A 22,527-nucleotide genomic window follows, 5' to 3' on the forward strand; every position below is an offset into this window, starting at 1 on the left:
CGGTCGATATGGGGATTCCAGTAACCACATCAGAACGAGTCGGGCGCACGATGGAGGCTAAGGCGCTTCGACTATGGAGCAATCGCAATGCTGAATAATGGACTAAGTCAGGGATCTGCGAAGATCTACCAATTCCCGGTCGGGGGCCGAGCGGCTCTCACGGTACGCCGCTACGGCGAGACCCGCCTTCCTGCCGATCACGCTTCGCTTCCCGCGAACGCCTCGATCTGCAGCGAGAGCTGGTACCACCAGGACGCAGTCGACGAAGCAAAGCCCAAATGGGAACGCTAATGCCTTCACCGGGTGCGAGGCCGCCGCGCTCGCTCAAGCGCTCAGCGGAAGTCTGAAAGGGTCGAAACAACGAGGTTTCGACCCTTTTTGATTCCGAAGATGGGTGGTGGGATCACCGCACCAGCAGCAACCGAACACAATATATTCGAGCTTGATGGCCAGGTCTTACCGGTCCTGAGCGTGATAGACTCCAAGGACGCCTTCAGACCGTCCATGGAACCATAACCCAACCTCATGTCAGATTCCCCTGCCCGCCACCTCGCCCTGCAAGGCGCGAGCAATTTTCGCGACCTCGGCGGCTATGCCACAGCCGACGGCCGCACCACCCGTTGGCGCCACATCTTCCGATCCAACCATCTCGGCCAGCTCAGCGCTGAAGACATCGCGATCGTCCGCACGCTCGGCGTGAGAAGCGCGTTCGACTTCCGCGGTGTCGAGGAGCGGACGGGCGGCGTCTGCGTCGTGAGCGAGATCACCGTACATTCGCTGCCGATCGAGCCCACGGTTGTCGCCGCGCTGCGCGCCGAACTCGCGAGAGGCGCGTTGACCGGACCGGTCGCGCTTGAAGTGATGCGCCAGTCCTACCGCAACTATGTCCGTCACAACACGCATAGTTTTCGTACGCTGTTCGGCCATCTGCTGGAAGACCGCGCACCGCTCGTGATCCACTGTACCGCCGGCAAGGACCGCACCGGCTTTGCCAGCGCGCTGATACTGCATGCTCTGGGCGTGCCCGATGCCGTCATTGCGGAGGATTATCTGCTGACCAACAGCCACTACAAGCGCGACGTCTCGAGCGTCTCCGATCTGCCCGTCGACGTCCTCGACGCGATCGGTTCGGTCGAGACCTCCTATCTCGACGCAGCTTTCGACGCCGTCAGACGCGACTATGGCGATATCGAAACCTACTTGCGCGATGGCCTCAAGCTCGGCGCGGCCGAGCGGACCGCACTGAAGGAACGTTATCTGCAATCGTAGGCGGCCGCGCCCGGGAGATCGATGATGCAAGGCAAAGTTTTGATCATAACCGGTGCGCTCGGCGCGCTTGGCAAGGTGGTCACCGACATCGCGCTGTCGCGCGGCGCGCGGGTGGCCGGCATCGATCACACGCCCTCTCAGATGCCGGCGACGGCGGAACGCATCGAAATCGGCGGGGTCGACCTGTCCGACGCCGCGCAAGCGAAAGCGGCGGTCGAGGCTGCCGCCAAGCATTTCGGCAAGCTCGATGCCTTGATCAACATCGCTGGCGGCTTTGCCTTCGAGACCGTCGGCGACGGCGGCGTCAAGAGCTGGCAGCGCATGCATGCGCTGAACGTGCTGACGGCGCTCAACACCTCGCACGCGGCGCTCCCGCATCTTGCCGCTTCAACGGCAGGCCGCATCGTCAATATCGGCGCCATAGGCGCACTCCAGGCTGGCTCCGGCATGGGGGCCTACGCGGCGTCGAAGGCGGGGGTGCATCGCCTGACTGAGGCGCTGGCCAGCGAATGGAAAGGTAAGGTGACGGTGAATGCAGTGCTACCGTCGATCATCGACACCACGGCCAACCGCGCCGACATGCCGAAAGCGGACTTCTCCAAATGGGTGACCCCGCAGGAGTTGGCCGAGGTGATCCTGTTCCTCGTCAGCGACGCCGCGAGCGGCGTCACCGGAGCGCTGATTCCGGTCAGCGGACGGGTGTGATCAATCCGGCACCAGCAGCCGCAGATTGCCCTTGAAACGGATGCTCTGCTTGCCCGCGAGTGCGATGCCCTCGCCATAGGCGGTCTCGTCGGTGTAGGTGCCGCTGAATCCGATGGTCACGACCTTGCGGCCCCACACCGGCCGCTCGTCGAACGAGGGCGAATGCTCCTCGTTGGTCAGCTCACCCTTCCATTTGCCGTCGGCAGAGGTGTAGCTGCCATAGGCGAAGAAGAACGAATCGCCGCCGCGCATGGTGCCGTCGCGCAGCACCATGACGCCCTGATTGCCGCCCTGGACACTATCCAGGAACTCGATCCGGATGTGATAAAGCCCGTTCCTGATCGTCATGCCGCAAGCGCCCTGTTCCCCCTACAGGGATATAGCCGGCCCGGCCGTGTTCGGGCAAATGCCCGTCAGCTCTCTAGTCATGATCCGGGCTAGACTGGAAGCAACTGATTCCTCGATCGGAAACTCACCTTGGAAACCGCACTCTACCTCCCCGTCAAGCGCTTCCTCGAAGGCCTCGGCTTCGACGTGAAGGGCGAGATCCGCGGCTGCGATCTCGTCGGTCTGAGCGCCGGCGATCCTCCGATAGTGGTGATCGGGGAACTCAAGCTCGCCTTTAATCTCGAACTGATCCTGCAAGCGGTCGATCGCGCACCGGCGGGCGACGAAATCTGGATCGCGGCCAAAATCTCGGCGCGCGGCAAAGGGCGCGAGAGCGACGCGCGCTATCGCAATCTGTGTCGCCGCCTCGGCTTTGGTATGCTCGGGGTAACCGACAAGGGCCAGGTCGAGGTGCTGGTAAAGCCCCCGACCGCCGCCCCTCGCCGCGAGCCAAAGACGCGCTCGCGGCTCGTGGCCGAACATCAGCGTCGCCAAGGCGATCCCGTCCTCGGCGGCAGCACCCGCGCACCGATCATGACAGCCTATCGGCAGCAGGCGCTGGCCTGCGCATCAGAACTCGCGAGCGGCCCGCGGCGCGTGCGCGATTTGCGCGAGCGCTGTCCCGATGCCGGCAAGATCTTGCTTAACAACGTGTATGGCTGGTTCGAGCGTGCAGACCGGGGAATCTACGGACTGACTGAGGCGGGACGTGCGGCGCTGCAGCGCTGGCCGCAGCAACGGGTTGAGGTTGGCTCCGGTGTTGCGTCACCGCTGCGACACCCAAGCGGTGCATAGCTGAGATGCCACACCGATTTCATATTGCAATGCAACATCAAGGGCACTAGGTATCCCGGCATCAAAACGAGGCCGTTATGAGCGCAGACTGGAATACCAAATATGGCACGCGGCGCGTCCGCCACGATCCGCCCACCCTGGATGAGGCGATCTTCGCCGCCGTTGGCATCACCGACGATCAGGAGCAGCAGGCCGAGATCGCTGCCGCGCTGATGGGGATGCCACTCGACGTTGTTCAGGCCGAGGTCAAGAAGCAGGCTCGCACCAACAGCCGCATCACGGCCACGCGCGTGATTGCCGGCGAACAGGGCGCGCAGCGCTCCGTCGTGGTCGAACGTCGCGTCGTCCGCCGCTTCGGCAACGACAAGCGCACCGGCACCTGACCTTTATCTCCTCACTTCAACAGAAAGCGGACCGGCTCAGCCGGTCCGCTTTCTGATTCAGGCCGCGCGATTGCCGTACATGCTGGAGATCAGCTTCCAGCAGGTCGAATTGAAGCTCAGAAGCGCGCGGCCGGCCTTGAACGGTGCCGCTGCGAGATCGGCAAGTTCGTCCTCGGGAGTCTTGGCAAGATCGATCGTGCCGGTCGATTCCCCATGGCGGAAAGCGAGGTGCGCGCCAAACTTCCTGGCGAGCGCGCGCATGGCGTGATTCTCCGCACCCGTTGTGATGCGAAGGCTCTTGTAGCCCTTCCAGCGTGCCTCCGCGATCAGACGGCTGAACAGCACGGTGCCGACGTTTTGACGTCGCGCAAAGGCTTCGACGCTGAAAGCGACTTCGGGCAGTGAATCGCCCTCCGGCGGATGCAGCTCGGCCGCGCCGCGGACCACGCCATCGACGATATAGGCGACGATCACGGTGCCATCCTCGGCACAACGCGCCGCGTAACGCTCGATGAAGCTATCGTCGAGAAAACCGTTGAAGCGGTCGTGCCGGCTTTCGGCATCGAGCCTCAGCAGGTGATCGCGCAACAGCGGCAATTCTTCCTGCTGGATCAGGGTCCGCACATAGCCCGGGGCGGTGCGGACGGTGTCTTCAAGTACCACGTCAAAACTCCTCTTGGTGTCCCTCGAGGAGGCGTTCGAATCCCTAGGCCTCCAATATTGTGCATCGCAACAAGTTTTTCAAGACGGGAACCCGCCCAAGTTTGAGGCAGCGACAGCGACCAATTCGTTAACAAAATCAAGGACCCGTAGTCTTACAGGACCAGCTGGGTCTGGGTCACTACCGCGACCAATTTGCCGTCCTCCGTCTCCAGCCGGGTGGTCCAGACCTGGGTCCGCCGGCCGCGGTGGACCGGGGTCGCGGTGGCGATGACGGTGGTCCCCTCCTTGGCGCCTCCAATGAAATTGGTCTTGCTCTCGAGCGTCGTCGTGCCCTTGGCGTCATCAGGCAGATTGATCACCGTGGCGGCGGCTCCAACGGAATCGGCAAGTGCCATCACGGCCCCGCCGTGGATGGTCTGGTGCAGCGTGCAGAGATCAGGCCGAACGATCATCCGCGCCACCACCCGATCCCTGTCCGCCTCGACGAATTCGACGCCCTTGAGCTCGGCGAACGGCATCTTCATCGCTTTAAGTTTCTCGAGCGGCGTCATCAGATCTCCTCCCAATTCCTTGTTATCTCAGCCTGAATGGCTTCAGGCCGCAAAGCAATGACGTCCGAGGTAATGGAGATCGTGACGTCGCCGCGGGCCTCAGGGGCGCTTCAACTAACTCGGGCGGCAGGTGGGCAGAGCGCCTCCCTTATGTCACCGCGTTCACGACCTGATACTCCGATCGGCGCCACACTTCGCCTGCGATCACCTCCTCGATGATCTCGGCAGCCCGCACGATCTCGCCCTCGCCAATGTAGAGCGGCGTGATCCCGAACCGCATGATGTCAGGCGCGCGAAAGTCGCCGATGACTCCGCGGGCGATCAGGGCCTGCATGGCAGCATAACCACCCGCGAAGGCGAACGAGACTTGCGAGCCGCGGCTGGCGTGAGCGCGCGGGGTCACGAGCCCCAGAGATGGACAGCGGCGTTCGACTTCCGCAATCAGAAGGTCGCCGAGCGCCAGTGAGCGGGTTCGGACCTCCTTGATGTCAACCCGATCCCAGATATCGAGCGAGGCCTCCAGCGCCGCCATCGCCAGCACCGGTGGCGTGCCCACGCGCATGCGCTCGACGCCGCCGGCCGCCGCGTAGGCAAGCTCGAACGCGAACGGCTTGGCGTGGCCCATCCATCCGGAGAGAGCCGCACGGGCATCGTCGGCATGACGCGGCGAGACGTAGAGGAAGGCCGGCGCGCCGGGACCGGCATTGATGTATTTGTAAGTGCAGCCGGCGGCAAAATCGGCGCCGCAGCCGGCGAGATCGACCGGCAAAGCGCCGGCCGAATGCGCGAGATCCCAGACCGTGATGATGCCGAGGGCATGCGCTTTCGCAGTCAGTTTCGCCATGTCATGGCGACGGCCGGTGCGATAATCGACCTCGGTGATGTAGAGCACCGCAACCTGCTCCGACAACGAAGCCTCGATCTCTTCCGGCGCGACCAGGCGCAACTGATGACCGCGCCCGACCGTCGCGATCAGGCCCTCGGCCATATAGAGGTCGGTCGGAAAATTGCCGGTGTCGGACAGGACGATCTTGCGCCCGCTGTTCAAATCGAGCGCAGCCGCAAGCGCCTGATAGACTTTCAGCGACAGCGTGTCGCCGACCATCACTGAGCCTGCTTCAGCACCGATCAGGCGCGCGATGCGGTCGCCGACGTGACGTGGCTGGACATACCAGCCCGCCGTGTTCCAGGCGCGGATCAGCTCATTGCCCCACTCGGATGTGATGACGCGGTTGACACGCTCGGCAACGCCCAACGGCAACGCGCCGAGCGAGTTGCCGTCGAGATAGATGACGTCCTCAGGGAGATGAAACAAGGCTCTGGTGTCGTCGTAGACGCGAAGCTTTGTCATATCAGTCTCTTACAATATGGTGCGGACGCGCCAGAGCTCGGGGAACAGCTCGACCTCCAGCATGCGCTTGAGATAGCTGACGCCGCCGGTGCCACCAGTGCCCCGCTTGAAACCGATGACGCGCTCGACCGTCGTGACATGGTTGAAGCGCCAGCGCCGGAAATAGTCCTCGAAGTCGACCAGTTTCTCGGCAAGCTCATACAGCATCCAGTGCGTCTCCGGCGCCTGGTAGACCTCGCGCCAGGCATGAAGCACGCCCTCACTGAAACTGTGCGTTTCGCGGACGTCGCGTGCGAGCACCGCGGCCGGCATCCTCAACCCGTTGCGATCGGCCAGCCGCAGTACCTCGTCATAGAGGCTCGGCGTTGCGAGCTCGGCCTCGAGCAGCCTCGTCGTCTCGGCATCGTGGGCGTGCGGCTTCAGCATGGCATGGTTGCGATTGCCGAGCAGATATTCAATCAGCCGGTACTGGCGCGACTGAAAGCCCGAGGACTGGCCGAGCTGGGAGCGGAAGCGCGTATATTCGCTCGGCGTCATCGTGCGCAGCACGTCCCAGGCGCTGTTGAGCTGCTCGAAGATGCGGGACATCCGCGCCAGCATCTTCATCGCGGACTGCACTTCGTCCCTTGCGATGGCACGGCGGGCGGCGCTGAGCTCGTGAATCGCAAGCCGCATCCACAGCTCCGTGGTCTGATGCTGGATGATGAACAGCATCTCGTCGTGCGCTTCGGAGAGTGGATGCTGCGCGCCAAGGATCGCATCCAGCGCCAGATAGTCGCCGTAGGACATGCGACTTGCGAAATCGGTCTCGGCGCCTTCGCTTGAGGGATCGTAATCGCTGGAGGTCATGACAGGCCCTTTCGATCGATCATCCCTGCCCTCAATCGAGCCCGATCAGGCGTGCGGTGATCTGCGACGACGGGTCCTTCAGCCCGTCAATCACGGTGAAATGGTTGAGCGCGGGTTCGACGACGAGGTGCGTCGGCACGTCGAATCCCGTCCAGACATTGGCCATCAGGTCGGACTGGCGGATAAATTCGGGCCGCTCGCCGCCACCGACCCAAGCGGTCACAGGCGAATGACCACGCGGCAGGTGCAGCGCCGCGCTCTCGAGCGTCGCCTCCTCCAAGGTCATCCGCAGCGTCTCGTTCATCTTCGTCTTCAGAAGCGGACGCAGATCGTGCAGCCCGCTGATCGAGAGCGTCCCGGCGATGCGGTTGAAGACTGAAGGCTCGAGCCGGCTGTCGTCGCACAGCATGCGCGTGACCAGATGGCCGCCTGCGGAGTGGCCGGCGAGCCGGATCGGACCCGAGACGAGCGAAGCCGCTTTCGCAATCGCAGCCGAAATCTCCGCGGTAATGTCCGAGATGCGCGCGGCCGGTGTCAACGTGTAACTGGGCAAGCAAACCGACCAGCCGTGGTGCCGCGCACCTTCGGCGAGATCCGTCCAGGTCGATTTGTCGAAGCGCATCCAGTAGCCGCCGTGCACGAACACGACAAGACCGTTGCTGTCGCCGTCGGGCAGAATCAGGTCAAAGCACTGGCGCTCACCAGGGCCATAGGCAATGTCAGCGCGAAAATCCTTCAATCCAGCGCGGTAAGCCGCTGCCCGCTCCGCCCATTGCGTCGGCATCTTGTCCGAGCCCGGGATATGGGCCGAGTTGGCGTAAGCATCATCCCAATCGCGCATGGTCACTCCCCGGGACTCGTCCAGCGAACCGGACGCCAGTCTGCCACCGGGAACGGCTACGTCCTAGTCTTTCTTTTAAGCTTAAAGGATTTGAACAAGCCGTTGTTTCGGGCAAGGGGAGCCCCAGCCGTCATTGCGAGTGTAGCGAAGCAATCCAGTTTGTTTCCGCAGCAACAGTCTGGATTGCTTCGTCGCAAGGGCTCCTTGCAATGACGGCGGAGAGAGCTACGCCTTCTCCACCCCGCACCATTCGGCGATAAACAGCGCCATCGCCTTGGTCGTCTTCTTCAGCGACTCCAGATCGATGAATTCGTTGAATCCGTGCATCTCGCCGCCGCTGGCGCCGAAGCACAGGCTTGGGATGCCATGGTTGAGACCGTAGAAACGGGTATCAGTCAGCGCGGTGAAAACGAGATCCTCGACGGCGCCGCCATAGACCTTGTTGAAGGCCCTGCCGAAAGCCGCTTCGGGCGCCGCCGAATCGGTCAGTTCATAGCCCTCCGACAGGAAGCCGGACCATTCGACCTCCGGTGGATTGTTGGCGAGGAAGCGGTGGGTGCGCGAAGCGGCCGAGACGCAGGCCAAGATCTCCTTCTGGTGATCCGCGATCGACCAGCCCGGCAACACCGCAATGCGGCAGTCGACGTCACACCAGGCCGGCACGCTGGACGCCCAATCGCCGCCCTTGATGATACCGGGGTTGAAGTTGATCGGGTGATTCAGCGTTTTGAAGTGACGATCGGCCTTGGCGCGCTCGTTCCACTCGATCTCGAGCTTCTGCAACGCCTGGATCAAATGGTAGGCCGCCATGATCGCGTTGGCACCGGAGCCGGCATGTGCGACATGGACGGGATGACCTTTCACGCGCAGGCGAAACCAGATCACGCCGACCTGCGAGCGCACCATCTTGCCCGCGGTGGGTTCGGGGATGAAGCAAGCATCGGCACGGTAGCCGCGCTGAAGCGTCGAAAGCGCGCCGACGCCGGTGCTCTCTTCCTCGATGACCGACTGAAAGTGGATCCGCGCCGTCGGCTTGAGACCGGCCGCCTTGATCGCATCCAGCGCATAGAGCGCGCCTATCGTGCCCGACTTCATGTCGCAGGCGCCGCGGCCGAACATCTTGCCGTCCTTGATGACGGGCGAGAACGGCGGTGTGTCCCATAGCTCCAGCGGCCCGGCCGGCACCACGTCACAGTGCCCCTGGAGGATCAGCGACTTGCCGGCCTCCGTCGTCGGACGATAGGTGCCGACCACCGTGCGCGCCTTCGAGAAATCATGCTCGATCGGGCCGAAGCCGCGCAGGTCCTTGAGATCGTCGACGTTGATATGCCAATCGTCGACCTCGTAGCCCCGCGCGCGCAGGAGGTCGCCGATCATGTCCTGGCACGGCCCCTCCGCTCCGCGGGTCGAAGGGATGGCGACGAAATCGCGGGTGGTCGCAAGCTGGGCTTCGAAGCCGGCATCGACGGCGTCAAGAATCCTCTGCTGCGTTTCGACATTCATCAGGCAACTCCGGGCATCCAAATGATCAAGGGTGCGCGCAAGCTAACCGATTTCAGCCGTTCGGGTACTCCACAAAATAAGCATCCCGCAATGCATCTTCGAGCAGTCGGCCTTCGGAATAGCCATCGAGCGTCGCGGGCCGGCTCACCCCGTCGAGCAAACGCGGGCAAGGCTCCGGCGCGCCGAGAACAGTGCGGACCGGAATGCGCTCGGCATAGATCGGCAACTCATAGTCCTCCTCGTCGTCGGCGACACCTTTGGCGCGGATCTTTGCAGAGGCTTCCTCGATCTCCATGGCGATGAAGGAGGTCGCCTTGATCTCCTGCGTGTTGCTTGCCCGCAAGCTCGCGGTGCGATCCGGGAAGAAGCGGTCGACCATCGCGACCACCGCGCGCTCCTTCTCCGCGGGGTCGGTGACGAGATAGGCGGTTCCGAACGCCATCACCGCGCGGTAGTCGGCGGAGTGGTTGAAACCGCAGCGCGCCAGTACGAGGCTATCGAGATGGGCGACCGTCAGGCACACGCGCTCGCCTTTGGTCTGGCTGCGCAGCATGCGGCTCGCGCTCGAGCCATGCCAGTAGAGCCTCGTTCCCTCCCGCCAGAAGAAAGTCGGCGTGCAATAGGGCTGGCCGTCGATCACGTAGGAGACGTGGCAGAGCATCGAGGAATCCAGGATGTGATGGACGGTGGCGTGATCGTAGAAGCCGCGGTCGTGCCGACGCTTGACCTGGTTGCGCGCTGACGTCGGATAGGAAGTTTGGCTCTCGGTCTGGCTCACGGCCGCTCCTGTCGGGATTGGAAGAATTCCAGGATGGTTGTAGCGGCACATTTGGTCTGCGATAGTGCCAATTCCATGCAAAAAATTCCGACCAATTCGCCTGGCAAGACCGAGCTGCCGCTGGACCTCACGGGCCCTCATGTCACCGTCGGCGCTTCTTCAGCACACCGACTGTACCAGGCGCTGTGCGAGATGATCGTCGGCGGTCTCGTCAAACCCGGCGAGCCGCTGCCGCCATCGCGCACGCTCGCCAAGCAGACCGGCTTTCGGCGCAACGCCGTTGTCACCGCCTATGAGCGCCTGATCGTCGACGGCTTTGCAGAAGCCACCGTGGGGTCCGGCACGTTCGTCGCCGCGCGCATCCCCGCCCGCACCGCCGCGTTCAAGAAACCGAAGGCGATCGTCGAGACGCCGCAGCAAGGCGTCCTCTCGCTCGGCTGCACCCATATCGACGAGCGCGCGATGCAGCGCTTCCGCGCTTTTGTCGGCCGTCGCATGCGCGCCTTCGGCACCGAGCACCTGCACTATGGCGATCCGCGCGGCAGTCGCGAGTTGCGGGTCGCGATCGCCGATCACCTGCTGTCGGCTCGAGGCCTGCGCTGCGACCCCGACCAGATCATGCTGACATCGGGCACCTTGCACACGCTACGCCTTGTTCTCGGCGCGATCCTGAAGGCGGACGATGAGGTCTGGTGCGAGGACCCGGGCTATCCCATTGCGCGCAGAACCATCGCGCAGTGCGGCTATCGCACTGTGCCGGTCCCCGTCGACGCGCATGGCCTGCAAATCGCCAGAGGCCGCACGCTCGCACCGTCCGCACGCGCGGCCTATGTCACACCGTCACACCAGTTTCCGCTGGGCGTGCAGATGTCGATGCCGCGCCGGCTGGAGCTGCTCGACTGGGCCAGACAGGCCGGTGCTTTCGTTTTCGAGGACGATTACGACAGCGAGTTCCGCTATGACGGCGCGCCGCTGATGTCGCTGGCCGGAATCGATCACCTCCAGCGCGTGATCTACCTCGGCACCTTTTCCAAGACCCTGTTTCCGGGCTTGCGCATTGGCTATTGCGCCCTGCCCGAGCGCCTGGTCGGCGACGTCACGGCCGCGCGCGCCACGCTCGACCGCTTCCCTGGCACGTTGATGGAAGGAGCGGTCGCCGACATGCTCAACTCCGGCGCGTTTACGGCCAACGTGAAGCGCGTGAGAAAGCTCTATCGTGAGGCGCGCGACGCGCTGGCCGAGGCGCTCGAAACAGCGTCGGATGGCGCGCTGACAGTCCCGGTACCGTCACAGGGCCTGCACCTCGTGGCGCGATTCGACCCGTCGGTCTCCCCAGCGGTTGCGACTGAGGCGAAGCGGGCCGCCGGCGCGGAAGGCTGGTTGCTCGCCGATACCTATGCGCGAGCGCGGCCACTGCCCGGTTTCGTGCTCGGATTTTCGGGGCACACGGTTCCGCGTCTGGTTGCCGCCGCCAAGCGGCTGGCGGAGGAAGCACGCACCGCCTTGCGCCGCAGTGGCAAATCCGCGCGGCGGGCATAACGAAGGTTCACTATCAGAATCGCCGCTCGCTTCGTAACCTTCGCGACATTCATTCCAGGATCCCTCACCATGTCACTCGTCATGTCCCTTGGCCGTGCAACCCGCCTCTCGCTGCTGATCTCCATCTTCCTCGCCTCAACGGCACACGCGACCACGGTCGGGCGCGAGCAGGATATCGTCGATCTCAAACTCGGTCAGCGCGTGCAAGTGGATGACGGAACCTGCCCGGCCGGTCAGATCAAGGAAGTGCGGGGTTCTAAGATGACCGACAAGGGTCTGGTGCGAACCGCCTCCTGCGTGGCCCGGTTCGGTCCCAAGTCGAAGTAACAAGTCGAAGTAACCCGTCGATAGAGCGAGGCTAGGAACGATCCTTTGCCGGATCGAACATACACTGCAAGGTCGGCTTGGCGATCTTGGTAAAGGTCGCGCCGATCTCGCTTTGCTTTGCCGCGGGCACCCAATCGGTTTCAATCGTTGGTACACCGGTTTCGCTGATGCCACGCAACAGCGCCTCGCGCAGGTCGCGATCCTCGACGACGGCGGCGGCATGGTCGTGCAGGCAGCCGCACACCTCCTCCGGATGTTCCCAACGGCCCAGCATGCGCGGCGCACATTGCCGCACAAATTCGGTGCGCGGGTCCGGCAGTCGGCTCGGTGCGCGCACTTGCGCCTCAACGGGGCCGATCGTCAGAAGCGACAGGAACGCCGCGACGCAGAGACGAAGGTACATGGTGGCCTTTTTGCCGGCTGATTTTCTTGTTGGTGATCAGAGGCGCGCCGCGAGAACGATCGGCTGCGGGGATGTGATGGTGACCGGTGAGCCCGAGTACTGGAAGGTGCCGATCCCAGGCAGATTGCCATCAGGAGCACCTGCGAAGGAGGAACCTGCAAGAACGAAGCCGAAGGCAAGGACAAAGCTGAGCGCGCGCATGGGTCTCTCTTCGGATTGCGTGGCCGGCGGTGCGCCGTCGTTGTTGTGATCCTGATAACCATCAGCGGTTTCTCCCGTGATGCGCCCAAAGCCCAAAATGGTTTCGTCCTCGTGAGAATTGTTTCATCGGCCGCGGCGCGACGAAACAATTGCCGGAAAACATCAATCTTTTCAGATGAGGCGATCGGCAGCGTGAACCCATTTGGGAGCTTTCGTTCGGCTTGGTTGAAGCCGCGCAGTCATATCCGCGACGTCAGCACTTCACATGCATTTTACGGTTTTCTGCTGAAGAGATCGGCAAACGAAGGCGGGTCGTGAACCCGGCGCGTCTCGGGTGCGACCGAAGCCTTCGAAACCGAAAGGCCCGTCATCGTCAGGGCACATAGTTGAGGGATGGCCAACATGATGGCGCAAGATCGCGCAACGAGGCGCGAGCCGGCGCAGGCTGCCGACAGTACCGATCGACAGAGCAGCCGCCGCGACAGCTCGCCCGGCGCAATGGCTTTGCAATCGGGACGCGGCTACGACGCCGCGCCGCAGGCATTCGTACGGCTGAGCGGCTCGCACCTTGTCAAGCCGCGCATCGGTCGCGATCCCATCACTGAGTAAAGAAGTCGCCGCACTTCTGCACGTTCGCGTCGGCCGGCCCCCACGGCATGATCGGCACCGTCGAGGTTGAGTTCTTCGGCGATCCCTCGATCAGCTTGTCCGAATAGACCATGTAAACCAGCACATTGCGCTTGGCGTCGCAGCCGCGCACGATCTGCATCTTCTTGAAGAAGAGTGATCGGCGCTTCCGGAACATATCATCGCCCTGCTCCATCTTGTCCTTGAACTTGATCGGGCCGATCTGGCGGCAGGCGAGCGAGATGTCGGAAACCTCTTCCGCAAGACCGAGCCAACCCTTGAAGCCCCCCTTCTCCGGCACCGTGAAATGGCACGCCACGCCCTCGACCTCGGGGTCGTCGAGGCCATAGGTCGCAAGCTTGTCATTCGGGCTCATCCATTTGAACACCGTGGAGCGTCGAAAGATGAGATCTGGCTCGTCGGCGGCAGATGCGGAGGCCACGGGCATGGCGAGCATCAGGAGCAATAAAGCAAGGTCTTTCAAACGGATGCCGGAAAGACCAGGGAAACGAGATGACATGAAGTTCTCCGATAACAAGTCCCCGCAATGTAGGGGCGCGCCAGCCTGACAGGAAGGCGACGTGCCTTGAGAAGCGGCCGCCGTTTACCGCTCTGTGAGGCTTTTTTGCTACGTCTTGGACAAAAGTAGCTGATGGCAGAACCGCCATGCTGGTGAACGCGTATCCCCTCTGCGACACTAACGTCTGATTTGGATTGTGGATTCGAGGAATGAATAGCGTGAATGGGTCCCGGTTTGCTGCCGCGCCGACGCGGCTGTGGCAGGTCGCCATTTTGACGGCCGCAGGTGCGATCGGCACAGTGAGCCAGGCGGAAGCGGCATTTTATTATTGGTCGGATTATTCCGACGGATCCTACGGCCGGCAGGAGCGACGGTTTGACGAGCCGCGGCAGAAGCCGCAGAAGCGCGGCGCGGCCAAGACCAAGACAGAGACCGTTGTCGAGAAGGAAACCGGCGCAAAGCCGCAAGGTCCGCTCGTCATTGTCGTCTCGATCGACCGTCAGAAGGTAACAGTCTACGACTCCAACGGGGTGTTCGCGGAGTCGCCGGTGTCGACCGGCATGAAAGGCCACTCGACGCCGATGGGCGTGTTCAGCGTCATCCAGAAGCACAAATTCCACCACTCCAACATCTATAGCGGCGCACCGATGCCGTACATGCAGCGGATCACCTGGTCCGGCGTCGCCATGCATGCCGGTGTGCTGCCGGGCTATCCGGCCTCGCACGGCTGTATCCGCATGCCGATGGCGTTCGCGGTGAAGATGTGGAACTGGACCAAGATGGGTGCGCGCGTGATCGTCGCGCCCGGCCAGATGACCCCGCAAAGCTTCTCGCATCCCATGCTCACCTCGCTGCGCGTTCCGCCGCAGCCGGCTGCAGGCCTCGAGCCGACGACGAGCGTTGGCGACAAGGCGGACAAGGGTGCTCCCGAGACCAAGGTCGCGGAGACCAAGCCCGTCGAAACCAAATCGCTCGAAAGGAAGACCGCCAGCGCTGACGGCGTGCTCGAGCTGCGCTCCACCGTCGGCCATACCGTGATGTCGGATGCGACCACCGACAACGCACCGGCTCATGAGGAAGCGCGGACCGAGACCAAGGCTGCCGAGCCTTCGGAGCCTGCCAAGCAGCCCGATACGGCCGCAAAGACGGCTGATGCGCCTGAAGCGAAGCCTGCCGAGGTTGCGGAAACGCCCAAGGCGACGTCGGACGACAAGGTCGAGGCCGCAAAGTCTGAGCCTTCAGATGCTCCGAAGGCCGAGGCGCCGAAGACAGACGCAGCTGTCGAACCTGCCAAATCCGAGCCGGTCAAGGCTGACACCGCGGCGACGAGCAGTGCGCCCGCGCAAGCCGCTTCGCCGGACGCAAAGAAAGATCAGACCCGTGTCGCCGATCCGGCGCCGTCCGTGAAGCCCGACCTGCCGAAGCGGACGGGCCAGATCGCCGTGTTCATCAGCCGCAAGGATTCCAAGCTCTATGTGCGGCAGAACTTTGCGCCGCTGTTCGACGTGCCGGTGACGATTGCGGCGAGCGAGCGACCGCTCGGCACCCATGTTTTCACCGCGGAAGTCGACAAGACCGATACCAATGCGCTGCATTGGTCGGTGGTCTCGCTGCCCGTCAACGTCCGCGCCGCGGCGCGCGAGGACGACGGCCACATCGCGCGTCGCCAGCGCAACGCTGCGGTGATCCCCGTTGCCGCAAAGCCGGTGATCACGCCTGACAGCCCGGCCGAGGCACTGGATCGCATCACGATCCCCGCCGACGCCATGGCGAAGATCAACGAGATGCTCACGTCAGGCGGCTCGGTCATCGTCTCGGACCAAGGCATCAACCAGGGTGAGACCGGCGAAGGCACCGACTTCATCGTCCGGCTCTATTGAGACCAACCCGCCTCAGATAACGGGGTGTTGAGCGGGCCGGCCGGATCGGCGGGGTAAGCTTCGCGCCGGATCACAGCCGGGGACACCGCCATGCTGAACCGCAGGACCATGCTCGCCACGGCGCTTCTCGCGGCAGCCGCTTCGGCGAGGCGCGCGCGGGCCGACGGCGGGATGAGTCGGATTTCCGCTTACGCCTTTTCCTTCCCAGCACTATCAGGCGATGACATTCGCCTCGCCGCCTTTACCGGCAAGCCACTGCTGGTCGTGAACACCGCTTCGCTGTGCGGCTACACACCGCAATATGCCGGCCTGCAGGAGCTCTGGAGCGAATTTCGCGAGGGCGGGCTCACCGTGATCGGCGTGCCCTCCAATGATTTCGGCGGCCAGGAGCCCGGCGGCACCAGCGAGATCTCGGAGACCGCGCACCATCAATACGGCTTTACCTTCCCGATCGCTGCCAAGGCCGTTGTGGTCGGGGCGAAGGCACATCCATTCTACAAATGGGCCGCCGAGGCCCGGCCCAAGGAGGTTCCGCGCTGGAACTTCCACAAATACCTGATCGGCCGTGATGGCTACATCGCGGTGGTGTTCCCCTCCGCCGTGGAGCCTGTCGACACCCGGATCAAGACTGCAATCGCCAGAGTCTTGGCCGACAGTTGAAGGCCTTGCCCGAACAGGCCTGGGCACAATTGTGGCGAAGCGCCAAATGGCCGTTGCCATAGCGATGGGCCACCATCTAGGCTAGGATGATGAGGGGCAGGACAGGTTTTGTCGGAGGCGAAAAGCCACGGCCGAACAACGGGATCAATCTCGAGGACAAGACCATGCGCGTGGCGGCAGGACTGATTTTGGCAAGCGCGATGTCGGCTGCGCTGACAGGCGCGGCGTGGTCGCAGACCCCGGCTGCAAAGCCAGCGGCCGCGACGCAAGCAGCCCCTGCGGCAACGCCGGCTGCGGCTTCGGCTCCGGCTGCCGCGCAACCGGCCGCCGCCTTCCCGCCTCCGCCGCAACAAGCGCCGCAGCCGGCGCGCGCGGCCTGCAACAATCCGAACGCGCTGGGCGTTGCCCGCACCGTCGAGATCGACACCACAGGCGGTCCCGGCTTCGGCTTCGAGCATTTCAAGGAGCTCGACTTCCTGCGCGACAAGGAGGTCGTCCTGACCTTCGATGACGGTCCCTGGCCGCACAACACGCCGGCGGTGCTGAAGGCGCTCGCCGACCAATGCACCACCGGCATCTTCTTCTCGATCGGCAAGCACGCCACCTACGAGCCGGAGATCTTGAAGCAAGTGTATGCGGCCGGCCACACGGTCGGCACCCACACCTGGTCGCACGCCAATCTCAACAACAAGAAGCTCACCGAAGCGCAGCGCAAGGAAGAGATCGAGAAGGGCATCAGTGCCGTGAAATGGGCGCTCGGCGGCATCTCGCCGGCAGCGTTCTTCCGCTTCCCGGCGCTGCAGCATCCGCCGGAGATGGTCACCTATCTCGGCAACCGCAACGTCGCGATCTTCTCCTGCGACATCGACTCCTTCGACTTCAAGGCCTCCAAGCCGGAGAAGGTGATCGACACCGTGATGAAGAAGCTCGACAGCAAGGGCAAGGGCATCATCCTGATGCACGACTTCCAGAAGCACACCGCCGAAGCCCTGCCCGAGCTTCTGAACCGTCTCAAGGCCGGCGGCTACAAGGTGGTGGCGATGCGCGCCAAGGCGCCGGTCGCCTCGCTCCCCGAATACGATCAGGAGCTGATGAAGGACGTCAAGCTGCCGACGGTGAGCACGCGCCCGGTCAACTCCGTGGTGACGACCGTTTCCGAATAGACCTCGCTTGTCGTTCCATTTCGAAGGCTACGTCATCGTCTCGGCGGACGGCATGCTTGCCGACGCCAGCCACGTTATGCCCGACAGCCTGAAGTTCAGAGGCGACAAGCTGTTCTTCGAGCAGGCGCTCGATGGCGCCGCGCTGATCGTGCACGGCCGCAACTCGCATGAGCAGCAGCCGAACTCGGCGAAGCGCAAGCGGCTGATTGCCACCCGCAAGATCAAGGCCCTCACTGTCGATCCGGAGATGCCGAACGCGACGCTGTGGAATCCGGAGCATGCGAGCTTCGAGGAGGCCTGCGCCTTTGCCGACGTCGCCTCGGGGCGCGTCGCCATCATCGGCGGCCCCGTCGTGTTCGAGATGTTCATGGACCGCTACGACACGTTCTGGCTGTCGGAAGCTCCGCATGTCGCGCTGCCCGGCGGCGAAGGTTGCTTCGTCGACGTACCGAGCCGGACGCCGCACGAGGTGCTGAGATCACACGGGCTATCGCCGGGCACGCCTTACATGCTCGACGCCGCGCACGACGTCACCGTGACGCCATGGCGGCGGCAGGTTCGCTGAAGAACCTCAAAACAACCCCATGCACAGTACCGGCAATTTGATACCGCACGCCATGCTCCGGGATTACCAGGCATATCGGACGACGCCTTTGCCGGCGTAAGAACGCGTGACTTGCGAGAGCTCGCTCTCGAAGCTCGCGCCCGCCGACCACCCGTTCAGCCAGCGCATCTCCGCCGACACGGTCGCAAGCGCCGCGTCCGGCGCCTGCGCCGCGCCGTTGACGACGAAGCTGGCGCCCGGCAGCGACTGGAAGGTCGCGGCGACGGTCCGGTCCGGATTGACATCGTGCGCCCAGGCCATGCGTCCGCGCAGCGCCAAAACACCATCTGACATCGCTAGCGACTTGTCGGTGCGCACACCGAGCTCGCTACGCGTGTCGGTGACGCTCCTTGCGCCGTAGGCCAGCGCGAACGCGCCCGTGCCCGCCACAATTTGCTCGGCATAGGCAGGCAGATCGAACGTGGTGAACTGGCCCGCCGCATAAGGCGTGAGGCCGATGCCGCCAGTCCACGGCAACACGAAACGATAGCCACCCTCGATCCGTCCGCTCCATGCATTGGCCTTGAATTCGGCCCGCAGGCGATCCGATCCGGCGATCGTCACCGTGCGATCCGTTGTGACATCCTGCCAGCCATAAGCGAGCGCCCCCGACACATAGGCAGGGCCGCTGTTGTGCCTGACATAGGCACCGGCCTGGAACAGATCGGAGCGGCCCGAGCCGAGCCCGCCGACGCTGAAGCTGGTCCCGCCGCCGGCAAGCGCAAAGCCTGCGATCGTCCGCGGCGAGAGCAGATAGTCGGCACCCACAGCGGTTCCGAAGATGCGGCTGGTGGCACTGCTGGAACCGACGGAAGCATTGCCGTCGGTCGATTGCGAGCCGCCGAACCCGGAGGCCCACACGCTCCAGCGCGGCTCATAGGCCTTGCGCAGCGGCGCCTTGCCGAACATCGCATAGGCATTCCGCTCGGCATCGAGGCGCATGCGATCCGTCGCTGCATCGGCAATGGTCATGGCTTCCTCCGCATAGGCCGGAACGCCCGTCCCCGGCGCGGGGCCGCCGCCATCCGGTCCGGTCAGCAGACCGACGAATTGGTTCATCGCATTGAATGTGACCTGCTGCGATCCCGCAGCCGTCTCTCCCGTGGCCTGCTGGAGATTGACGAGAACATTGCCCGAGAAGATGGCGCCCAACGCTCCCGTCGTGCCGGCGGAGTTGAAGACATTATCGAGCAGCAAACCCACTGACTTCTGGTTGCTGCCTGCGCCCGGCAACTGACCGAGACTCGATGTCAGCGCGAGTTGAACCGCGGTTGACGTATAGGACAGAGCACCGCTGATACCGGCCGGCCCGATCGACAGGGAGTTGAAGGTCGTTCCATTCAATCCGGCCGACGAAAGAATAGTCATCCGCCCAAACTTGACGCCGCCCGTCGCAAGCACCTGAACGTCACCGCCGAGTGAAGCCGTTCCGTTGACGGTCGTGAAACTCGCGCCCGCCGAAGAGATGCGGACCAGGTAACGGGCCGCGTCCTCCAGCGTCAGGTTGCCCGACACGGACATCGAACCGCCCGCAGCAGAACCAGGCGCGAATGTGCCTTGCGAGAAAACAAGCAGATTGCCCACCGTGCCTGAGCCGGCAAGGCTCGCACCCGGCGCCACACTCGTCAGCACCGATGAGCCGATCGACCCATCGATTTGAAGGATGCCGGACAGGACGTTCGTCGCACCCGTATAGGTATTGGTGCCGGTCAATCCCAAGAACCCGCCGGCCAGGGTCACGCCGCCGCCGACGCCCGAAATGACACCCGAGAACGATCCGCTGCCATTGAGAACTGCGAGCATCCGATCCCCGAGGACGACCTGCGCAGTCGCATCGCCCGACAGCGATTGCAGCGCGACGGCAGGCGCCCCTGCTCCGGAGATGTCCAGCACGCCATAGTTCACGATCCCAACGCCGCTCGAATTGGCGATCGTTCCAGGGCCGACAAGCGCGAGGGAGCCGCCATCGATGCTGGTCGCCCCGTGATAGGTATTCGCATTGCTGAGCGTAGCCGCGCCGCCGCGGCCGATCGTCACCCCGCCATCACCCGCAATGACGCCGGCAAGGCCGAGTGGCGGAGAGGCGGCGTCGATAACAAGCGGATGAGCGGTCATCGTCGTCAGATTTTGGTCCGTGACGAAGTTCGACGTGTAGGCCACCGCCCGTCCGGACAGATCGTAGAGCACCGAGTTTTCGAGATAGAACGAGACGCCGATGCCTTGCCCCTGTTGTGGCCGTTGAGGGTTGGTGTCGCTGCGATTGCTGAGCGAGAGCGTATAGGGTTGCGGCGTCGAATTGACAGGCACCGTGGTCTGCGTTTCCGCGGCTGCATTGTTCGATCCCGCGGGCGAAATGATGAGGGTCGATCCGCCGGGAAGCGCGCGCGAGTGCTGGTTGAGACCGGCGTCGTAGATGATGTTGATCGGCTTGCCGCTGTCGAATTGCGTGGCGACGTTGCTGTACGTCGTCGTCACCCCAGTCGGCGACACCACCGCAAGATCCAGATTGATTCCATATTGCGTCGTGGCGGAATAGTTCGAGTTGGGAAACGGGGTGCTCGACGAATTCCATGGCAAGCGGCTCGCCGCCGGGAACTGCGCAAGAAGCGCCGGAGTAAGGCCAAGCATGACGCATGGGCTGCACGAGGTGATGGATTGATTGGCTTGGGGTCCGTTGCCGTAATTGGCCGTATTCAGCAGATTCTGGGAGTCGAGCGAACGAAGCGACTGCCCGTTTGCCGCCACGACATATCCTCCTGTCGTGCCGGGCACGACTGCCTGCCCCAGCGGCGAAGCATAAGTCGAAACGGCGTTGTTGGCTCCAGCTCCGGTCGAACTGGTGAAATAGCCCGCGCCGAAGACACCATAGCCATTGAACCCGGGCAGAAGGGTCGGAGACGAGAAGGTCGTGGTCGGTCCTGCCGAACCATTCTTGTAAGCGTAGAGCGCATCGACCAGAATTCCGCCCGAGCCCGACGCTGCGATCGTGCCGACGGCCTGATTGCCGGGCGAGTAGAACGTCAGCGACGGGACGCCGACCTGATTGCCAGAGAGATCGAGCCCGCTCGAATAGGAGTAGTGCAGACCGGTCGGCAGGTTGGCCTGTTGCGACAGGCTCGACAGTTGCGATCCGAGCGTCGCCGAGGTCGCTTCCAGATTGAAGGAGTTCGAGCCGGTATCGAACAGATATTTCTGCGCGCCGTTGCTGCCAACGCCGACATAGATGAAGAGCTGTACTCCGTTCGAGCTCACTTCGTACTGCAGCGGGATGTCGATGGATTGGGCTTCCGCCTCGCTCACTGAAACGAAACCTGCCAACAGGAGAGCAACACTCAGCCGCGTCGCCATAACGCCTCCAAACAAATATTCGAGCCCAACAAACGATCGGCCGCACAGTCTGCTGCCGCGAAATCCACGTAAATGCCAGCTGCGGTTCGACGATCGGTCGTCACCGCGCGAAGGATGAAAATCGTCCAAACGCACGCAAAAGCGTCGTCGTAGCGCGTAGGCGTCTCCGATCGCCACCGCTGGCGCGGACAATCACGCCAACAGCGGTGATCGAGGGCCGTCGTGTCAGGCACAGTGCCGTCGAAGCTTGAATGTGGTGGCGTTCGGACGGCTTCAGTACTTCGCCACCACGGGCCCGCCGAACCGGTAATTCAGCCGCACCGTGACCATGTCGACGTCCTGCTTGATGCTGTCGGTGCGGGACGGTCCGCCGGCCGGCGGCAGCAGGGACGTCAACGTCACGTCGCGACGGCCGAGGAAGAGATGATCGTACTCGACGCCGACCGACCAGTTCGGCGCAAATCCGAAGTCCAGCCCGGTGCCGATGGCACCGCCCCAGCGCGTTTCGCTGCCGCGATCGAAGGAAGCGGAGGTCGCGGCGAGGACGCCCGTATAGGTGTCGTGCACCACGGCGGCGCCGCCCTTCGCGTACCAGAGCACGCTGTTCCAGGCATAGCCGACCTGGCCGGTGATCAGTCCGATGCCATCGATCCTGCTCTGGTTGATGGCCGGGAAGTTGAAGATCGGGGCCGAGGCGAGGCTCGCATTGGATCCCTTGAGGTTGGCCCAGTCACCCTGCCCCTCCAGCCCGAACACCCAGTTGGCCGACTGCCAGCGATAGCCGACCTGACCGCCGACCAGGCCGCCGGTGGCGTCGTGGCATCCCTCGTTAAAGCCCGGGACGGTCGGGGCGCCCAGCGTGCTGGTGTTGGTCCAGCATTTGCGACTCCAACCGCCGCCGCCGTTGAGGCCGAGATAGAAGCCGCTCCAATCGTAGATGGCCGCGATCGGTGCCGGCGCTTTCGTGTAGACCTTCGCCGCCAGATCGGCCGCCTGCGCACCGCCGGCAAAACCGAAAACCGCAACGCCGGCGGCGATCAGACCAATTCGCTTCATCATCATTCCCCCAAACGCGACCCGCTGTCGGGCAGATCGCCTGCTTGCAATGGGAGAGGCTTAGCCAGGCTGCGGCATCCGGTCGTCCCCCGCGCGAGGGATGAAAGAAGCGTTTGGAAACTTA

The 22,527-nt window shown here is 63.5% G+C and carries 25 protein-coding genes; 12 read left to right on the forward strand and 13 right to left on the reverse strand.

What is annotated here, in order from left to right; genetic code table 11:
- The first annotated feature begins 87 nt into the window (after nt 1-87).
- The 3 genes from G8O24_RS02105 to G8O24_RS02115 all read left to right on the forward strand — a co-directional run bounded on the left by G8O24_RS02105 (nt 88) and on the right by G8O24_RS02115 (nt 1,974).
- Nucleotides 88-291 carry a DUF2735 domain-containing protein gene (locus tag G8O24_RS02105; RefSeq protein ID WP_188096007.1) on the forward strand — a complete coding sequence of 68 codons (204 nt, stop codon included), beginning with the start codon at nt 88-90 and terminating at the stop codon, nt 289-291.
- Between the two features lie 234 nt (nt 292-525).
- On the forward strand, nt 526-1,269 hold the full coding sequence (locus G8O24_RS02110; protein WP_188096009.1) for a tyrosine-protein phosphatase: 744 nt from the start codon (nt 526-528) through the stop codon (nt 1,267-1,269).
- Between the two features lie 24 nt (nt 1,270-1,293).
- Nucleotides 1,294-1,974, forward strand: coding sequence for an SDR family oxidoreductase (locus G8O24_RS02115; RefSeq protein WP_188096011.1), 681 nt, complete (start codon nt 1,294-1,296; stop codon nt 1,972-1,974).
- On the opposite strand, the gene G8O24_RS02120 is transcribed toward G8O24_RS02115, so the two are convergent.
- The gene (locus G8O24_RS02120) at nt 1,975-2,322 is read right to left on the reverse strand and encodes a GrlR family regulatory protein (protein WP_057757757.1); all 348 of its coding nucleotides are present in this window, start codon (nt 2,320-2,322) and stop codon (nt 1,975-1,977) included.
- A 129-nt stretch (nt 2,323-2,451) separates the two neighbouring features.
- On the opposite strand from G8O24_RS02120, the gene G8O24_RS02125 reads away from it, so the two are divergent.
- Nucleotides 2,452-3,156, forward strand: coding sequence for a DUF2161 domain-containing phosphodiesterase (locus tag G8O24_RS02125; RefSeq protein ID WP_188096013.1), 705 nt, complete (start codon nt 2,452-2,454; stop codon nt 3,154-3,156).
- A gap of 77 nt (nt 3,157-3,233) precedes the next feature.
- A complete protein-coding gene (locus tag G8O24_RS02130; protein WP_015686575.1) occupies nt 3,234-3,539 on the forward strand; it encodes a hypothetical protein in 306 nt (101 codons plus the stop codon).
- 57 nt (nt 3,540-3,596) lie between these two features.
- Here G8O24_RS02130 and G8O24_RS02135 read toward each other — a convergent pair whose 3' ends face one another.
- The 7 genes from G8O24_RS02135 to G8O24_RS02165 form a co-directional block, all read right to left on the reverse strand.
- A complete protein-coding gene (locus tag G8O24_RS02135; protein WP_188096015.1) occupies nt 3,597-4,202 on the reverse strand; it encodes a GNAT family N-acetyltransferase in 606 nt (201 codons plus the stop codon).
- A gap of 152 nt (nt 4,203-4,354) precedes the next feature.
- Nucleotides 4,355-4,753, reverse strand: coding sequence for a PaaI family thioesterase (locus G8O24_RS02140; RefSeq protein WP_188096017.1), 399 nt, complete (start codon nt 4,751-4,753; stop codon nt 4,355-4,357).
- A 148-nt stretch (nt 4,754-4,901) separates the two neighbouring features.
- Nucleotides 4,902-6,104 carry a kynureninase gene (kynU, locus tag G8O24_RS02145; protein ID WP_188096019.1) on the reverse strand — a complete coding sequence of 401 codons (1,203 nt, stop codon included), beginning with the start codon at nt 6,102-6,104 and terminating at the stop codon, nt 4,902-4,904.
- Nucleotides 6,105-6,113: 9 nt separating this feature from the next.
- A complete protein-coding gene (gene kynA, locus G8O24_RS02150; protein WP_188096021.1) occupies nt 6,114-6,953 on the reverse strand; it encodes a tryptophan 2,3-dioxygenase in 840 nt (279 codons plus the stop codon).
- Nucleotides 6,954-6,984: 31 nt separating this feature from the next.
- Nucleotides 6,985-7,794, reverse strand: a complete 810-nt coding sequence (locus G8O24_RS02155; protein ID WP_188096023.1) for a hormone-sensitive lipase — start codon at nt 7,792-7,794, stop codon at nt 6,985-6,987.
- Nucleotides 7,795-8,019: 225 nt separating this feature from the next.
- On the reverse strand, nt 8,020-9,297 hold the full coding sequence (locus tag G8O24_RS02160; protein WP_188096025.1) for an ArgE/DapE family deacylase: 1,278 nt from the start codon (nt 9,295-9,297) through the stop codon (nt 8,020-8,022).
- Between the two features lie 52 nt (nt 9,298-9,349).
- On the reverse strand, nt 9,350-10,075 hold the full coding sequence (locus tag G8O24_RS02165; protein ID WP_188096027.1) for a pyridoxamine 5'-phosphate oxidase family protein: 726 nt from the start codon (nt 10,073-10,075) through the stop codon (nt 9,350-9,352).
- A gap of 75 nt (nt 10,076-10,150) precedes the next feature.
- On the opposite strand from G8O24_RS02165, the gene pdxR reads away from it, so the two are divergent.
- Complete coding sequence (gene pdxR / locus G8O24_RS02170) at nt 10,151-11,614, forward strand: MocR-like pyridoxine biosynthesis transcription factor PdxR (protein WP_188096029.1); 1,464 nt, start codon at nt 10,151-10,153, stop codon at nt 11,612-11,614.
- Nucleotides 11,615-11,695: 81 nt separating this feature from the next.
- Nucleotides 11,696-11,941 carry a DUF6719 family protein gene (locus G8O24_RS02175; protein ID WP_188096176.1) on the forward strand — a complete coding sequence of 82 codons (246 nt, stop codon included), beginning with the start codon at nt 11,696-11,698 and terminating at the stop codon, nt 11,939-11,941.
- A 31-nt stretch (nt 11,942-11,972) separates the two neighbouring features.
- Here G8O24_RS02175 and G8O24_RS02180 read toward each other — a convergent pair whose 3' ends face one another.
- Together G8O24_RS02180 and G8O24_RS02185 are read right to left on the reverse strand one after the other, a co-directional pair.
- A complete protein-coding gene (locus G8O24_RS02180; RefSeq protein WP_188096030.1) occupies nt 11,973-12,344 on the reverse strand; it encodes a hypothetical protein in 372 nt (123 codons plus the stop codon).
- Nucleotides 12,345-12,380: 36 nt separating this feature from the next.
- Entirely contained in the window at nt 12,381-12,545 is a 165-nt protein-coding gene (locus G8O24_RS02185; protein ID WP_188096032.1) for a hypothetical protein, read from the reverse strand.
- Nucleotides 12,546-12,947: 402 nt separating this feature from the next.
- On the opposite strand from G8O24_RS02185, the gene G8O24_RS02190 reads away from it, so the two are divergent.
- Nucleotides 12,948-13,154 (forward strand): hypothetical protein, encoded by a 207-nt coding sequence (locus tag G8O24_RS02190; RefSeq protein WP_188096177.1) that lies wholly within the window; start codon nt 12,948-12,950, stop codon nt 13,152-13,154.
- On the opposite strand, the gene G8O24_RS02195 is transcribed toward G8O24_RS02190, so the two are convergent.
- Nucleotides 13,144-13,692: a CreA family protein gene (locus tag G8O24_RS02195; protein WP_188096034.1), complete on the reverse strand. Its 549-nt coding sequence runs from the start codon at nt 13,690-13,692 to the stop codon at nt 13,144-13,146. The two genes, G8O24_RS02190 and G8O24_RS02195, sit on opposite strands and share 11 nt — an antisense overlap.
- A gap of 209 nt (nt 13,693-13,901) precedes the next feature.
- On the opposite strand from G8O24_RS02195, the gene G8O24_RS02200 reads away from it, so the two are divergent.
- From G8O24_RS02200 to G8O24_RS02215, 4 genes are all read left to right on the forward strand, one after another.
- Entirely contained in the window at nt 13,902-15,572 is a 1,671-nt protein-coding gene (locus G8O24_RS02200) for a L,D-transpeptidase (RefSeq protein ID WP_188096036.1), read from the forward strand.
- Nucleotides 15,573-15,662: 90 nt separating this feature from the next.
- On the forward strand, nt 15,663-16,232 hold the full coding sequence (locus tag G8O24_RS02205) for a glutathione peroxidase (protein ID WP_188096038.1): 570 nt from the start codon (nt 15,663-15,665) through the stop codon (nt 16,230-16,232).
- Nucleotides 16,233-16,396: 164 nt separating this feature from the next.
- Nucleotides 16,397-17,395, forward strand: coding sequence for a polysaccharide deacetylase family protein (locus G8O24_RS02210; RefSeq protein ID WP_188096178.1), 999 nt, complete (start codon nt 16,397-16,399; stop codon nt 17,393-17,395).
- Nucleotides 17,396-17,402: 7 nt separating this feature from the next.
- Complete coding sequence (locus G8O24_RS02215) at nt 17,403-17,960, forward strand: dihydrofolate reductase family protein (RefSeq protein ID WP_188096040.1); 558 nt, start codon at nt 17,403-17,405, stop codon at nt 17,958-17,960.
- Between the two features lie 63 nt (nt 17,961-18,023).
- Here G8O24_RS02215 and G8O24_RS02220 read toward each other — a convergent pair whose 3' ends face one another.
- Nucleotides 18,024-21,347 (reverse strand): autotransporter family protein, encoded by a 3,324-nt coding sequence (locus G8O24_RS02220; RefSeq protein WP_188096043.1) that lies wholly within the window; start codon nt 21,345-21,347, stop codon nt 18,024-18,026.
- A 273-nt stretch (nt 21,348-21,620) separates the two neighbouring features.
- Nucleotides 21,621-22,403, reverse strand: coding sequence for an outer membrane protein (locus G8O24_RS02225; RefSeq protein ID WP_188096045.1), 783 nt, complete (start codon nt 22,401-22,403; stop codon nt 21,621-21,623).
- Nucleotides 22,404-22,527 lie beyond the last annotated feature (124 nt).

This window comes from Bradyrhizobium campsiandrae, from assembly GCF_014529705.1.
Classification (GTDB): domain Bacteria; phylum Pseudomonadota; class Alphaproteobacteria; order Rhizobiales; family Xanthobacteraceae; genus Bradyrhizobium; species Bradyrhizobium campsiandrae.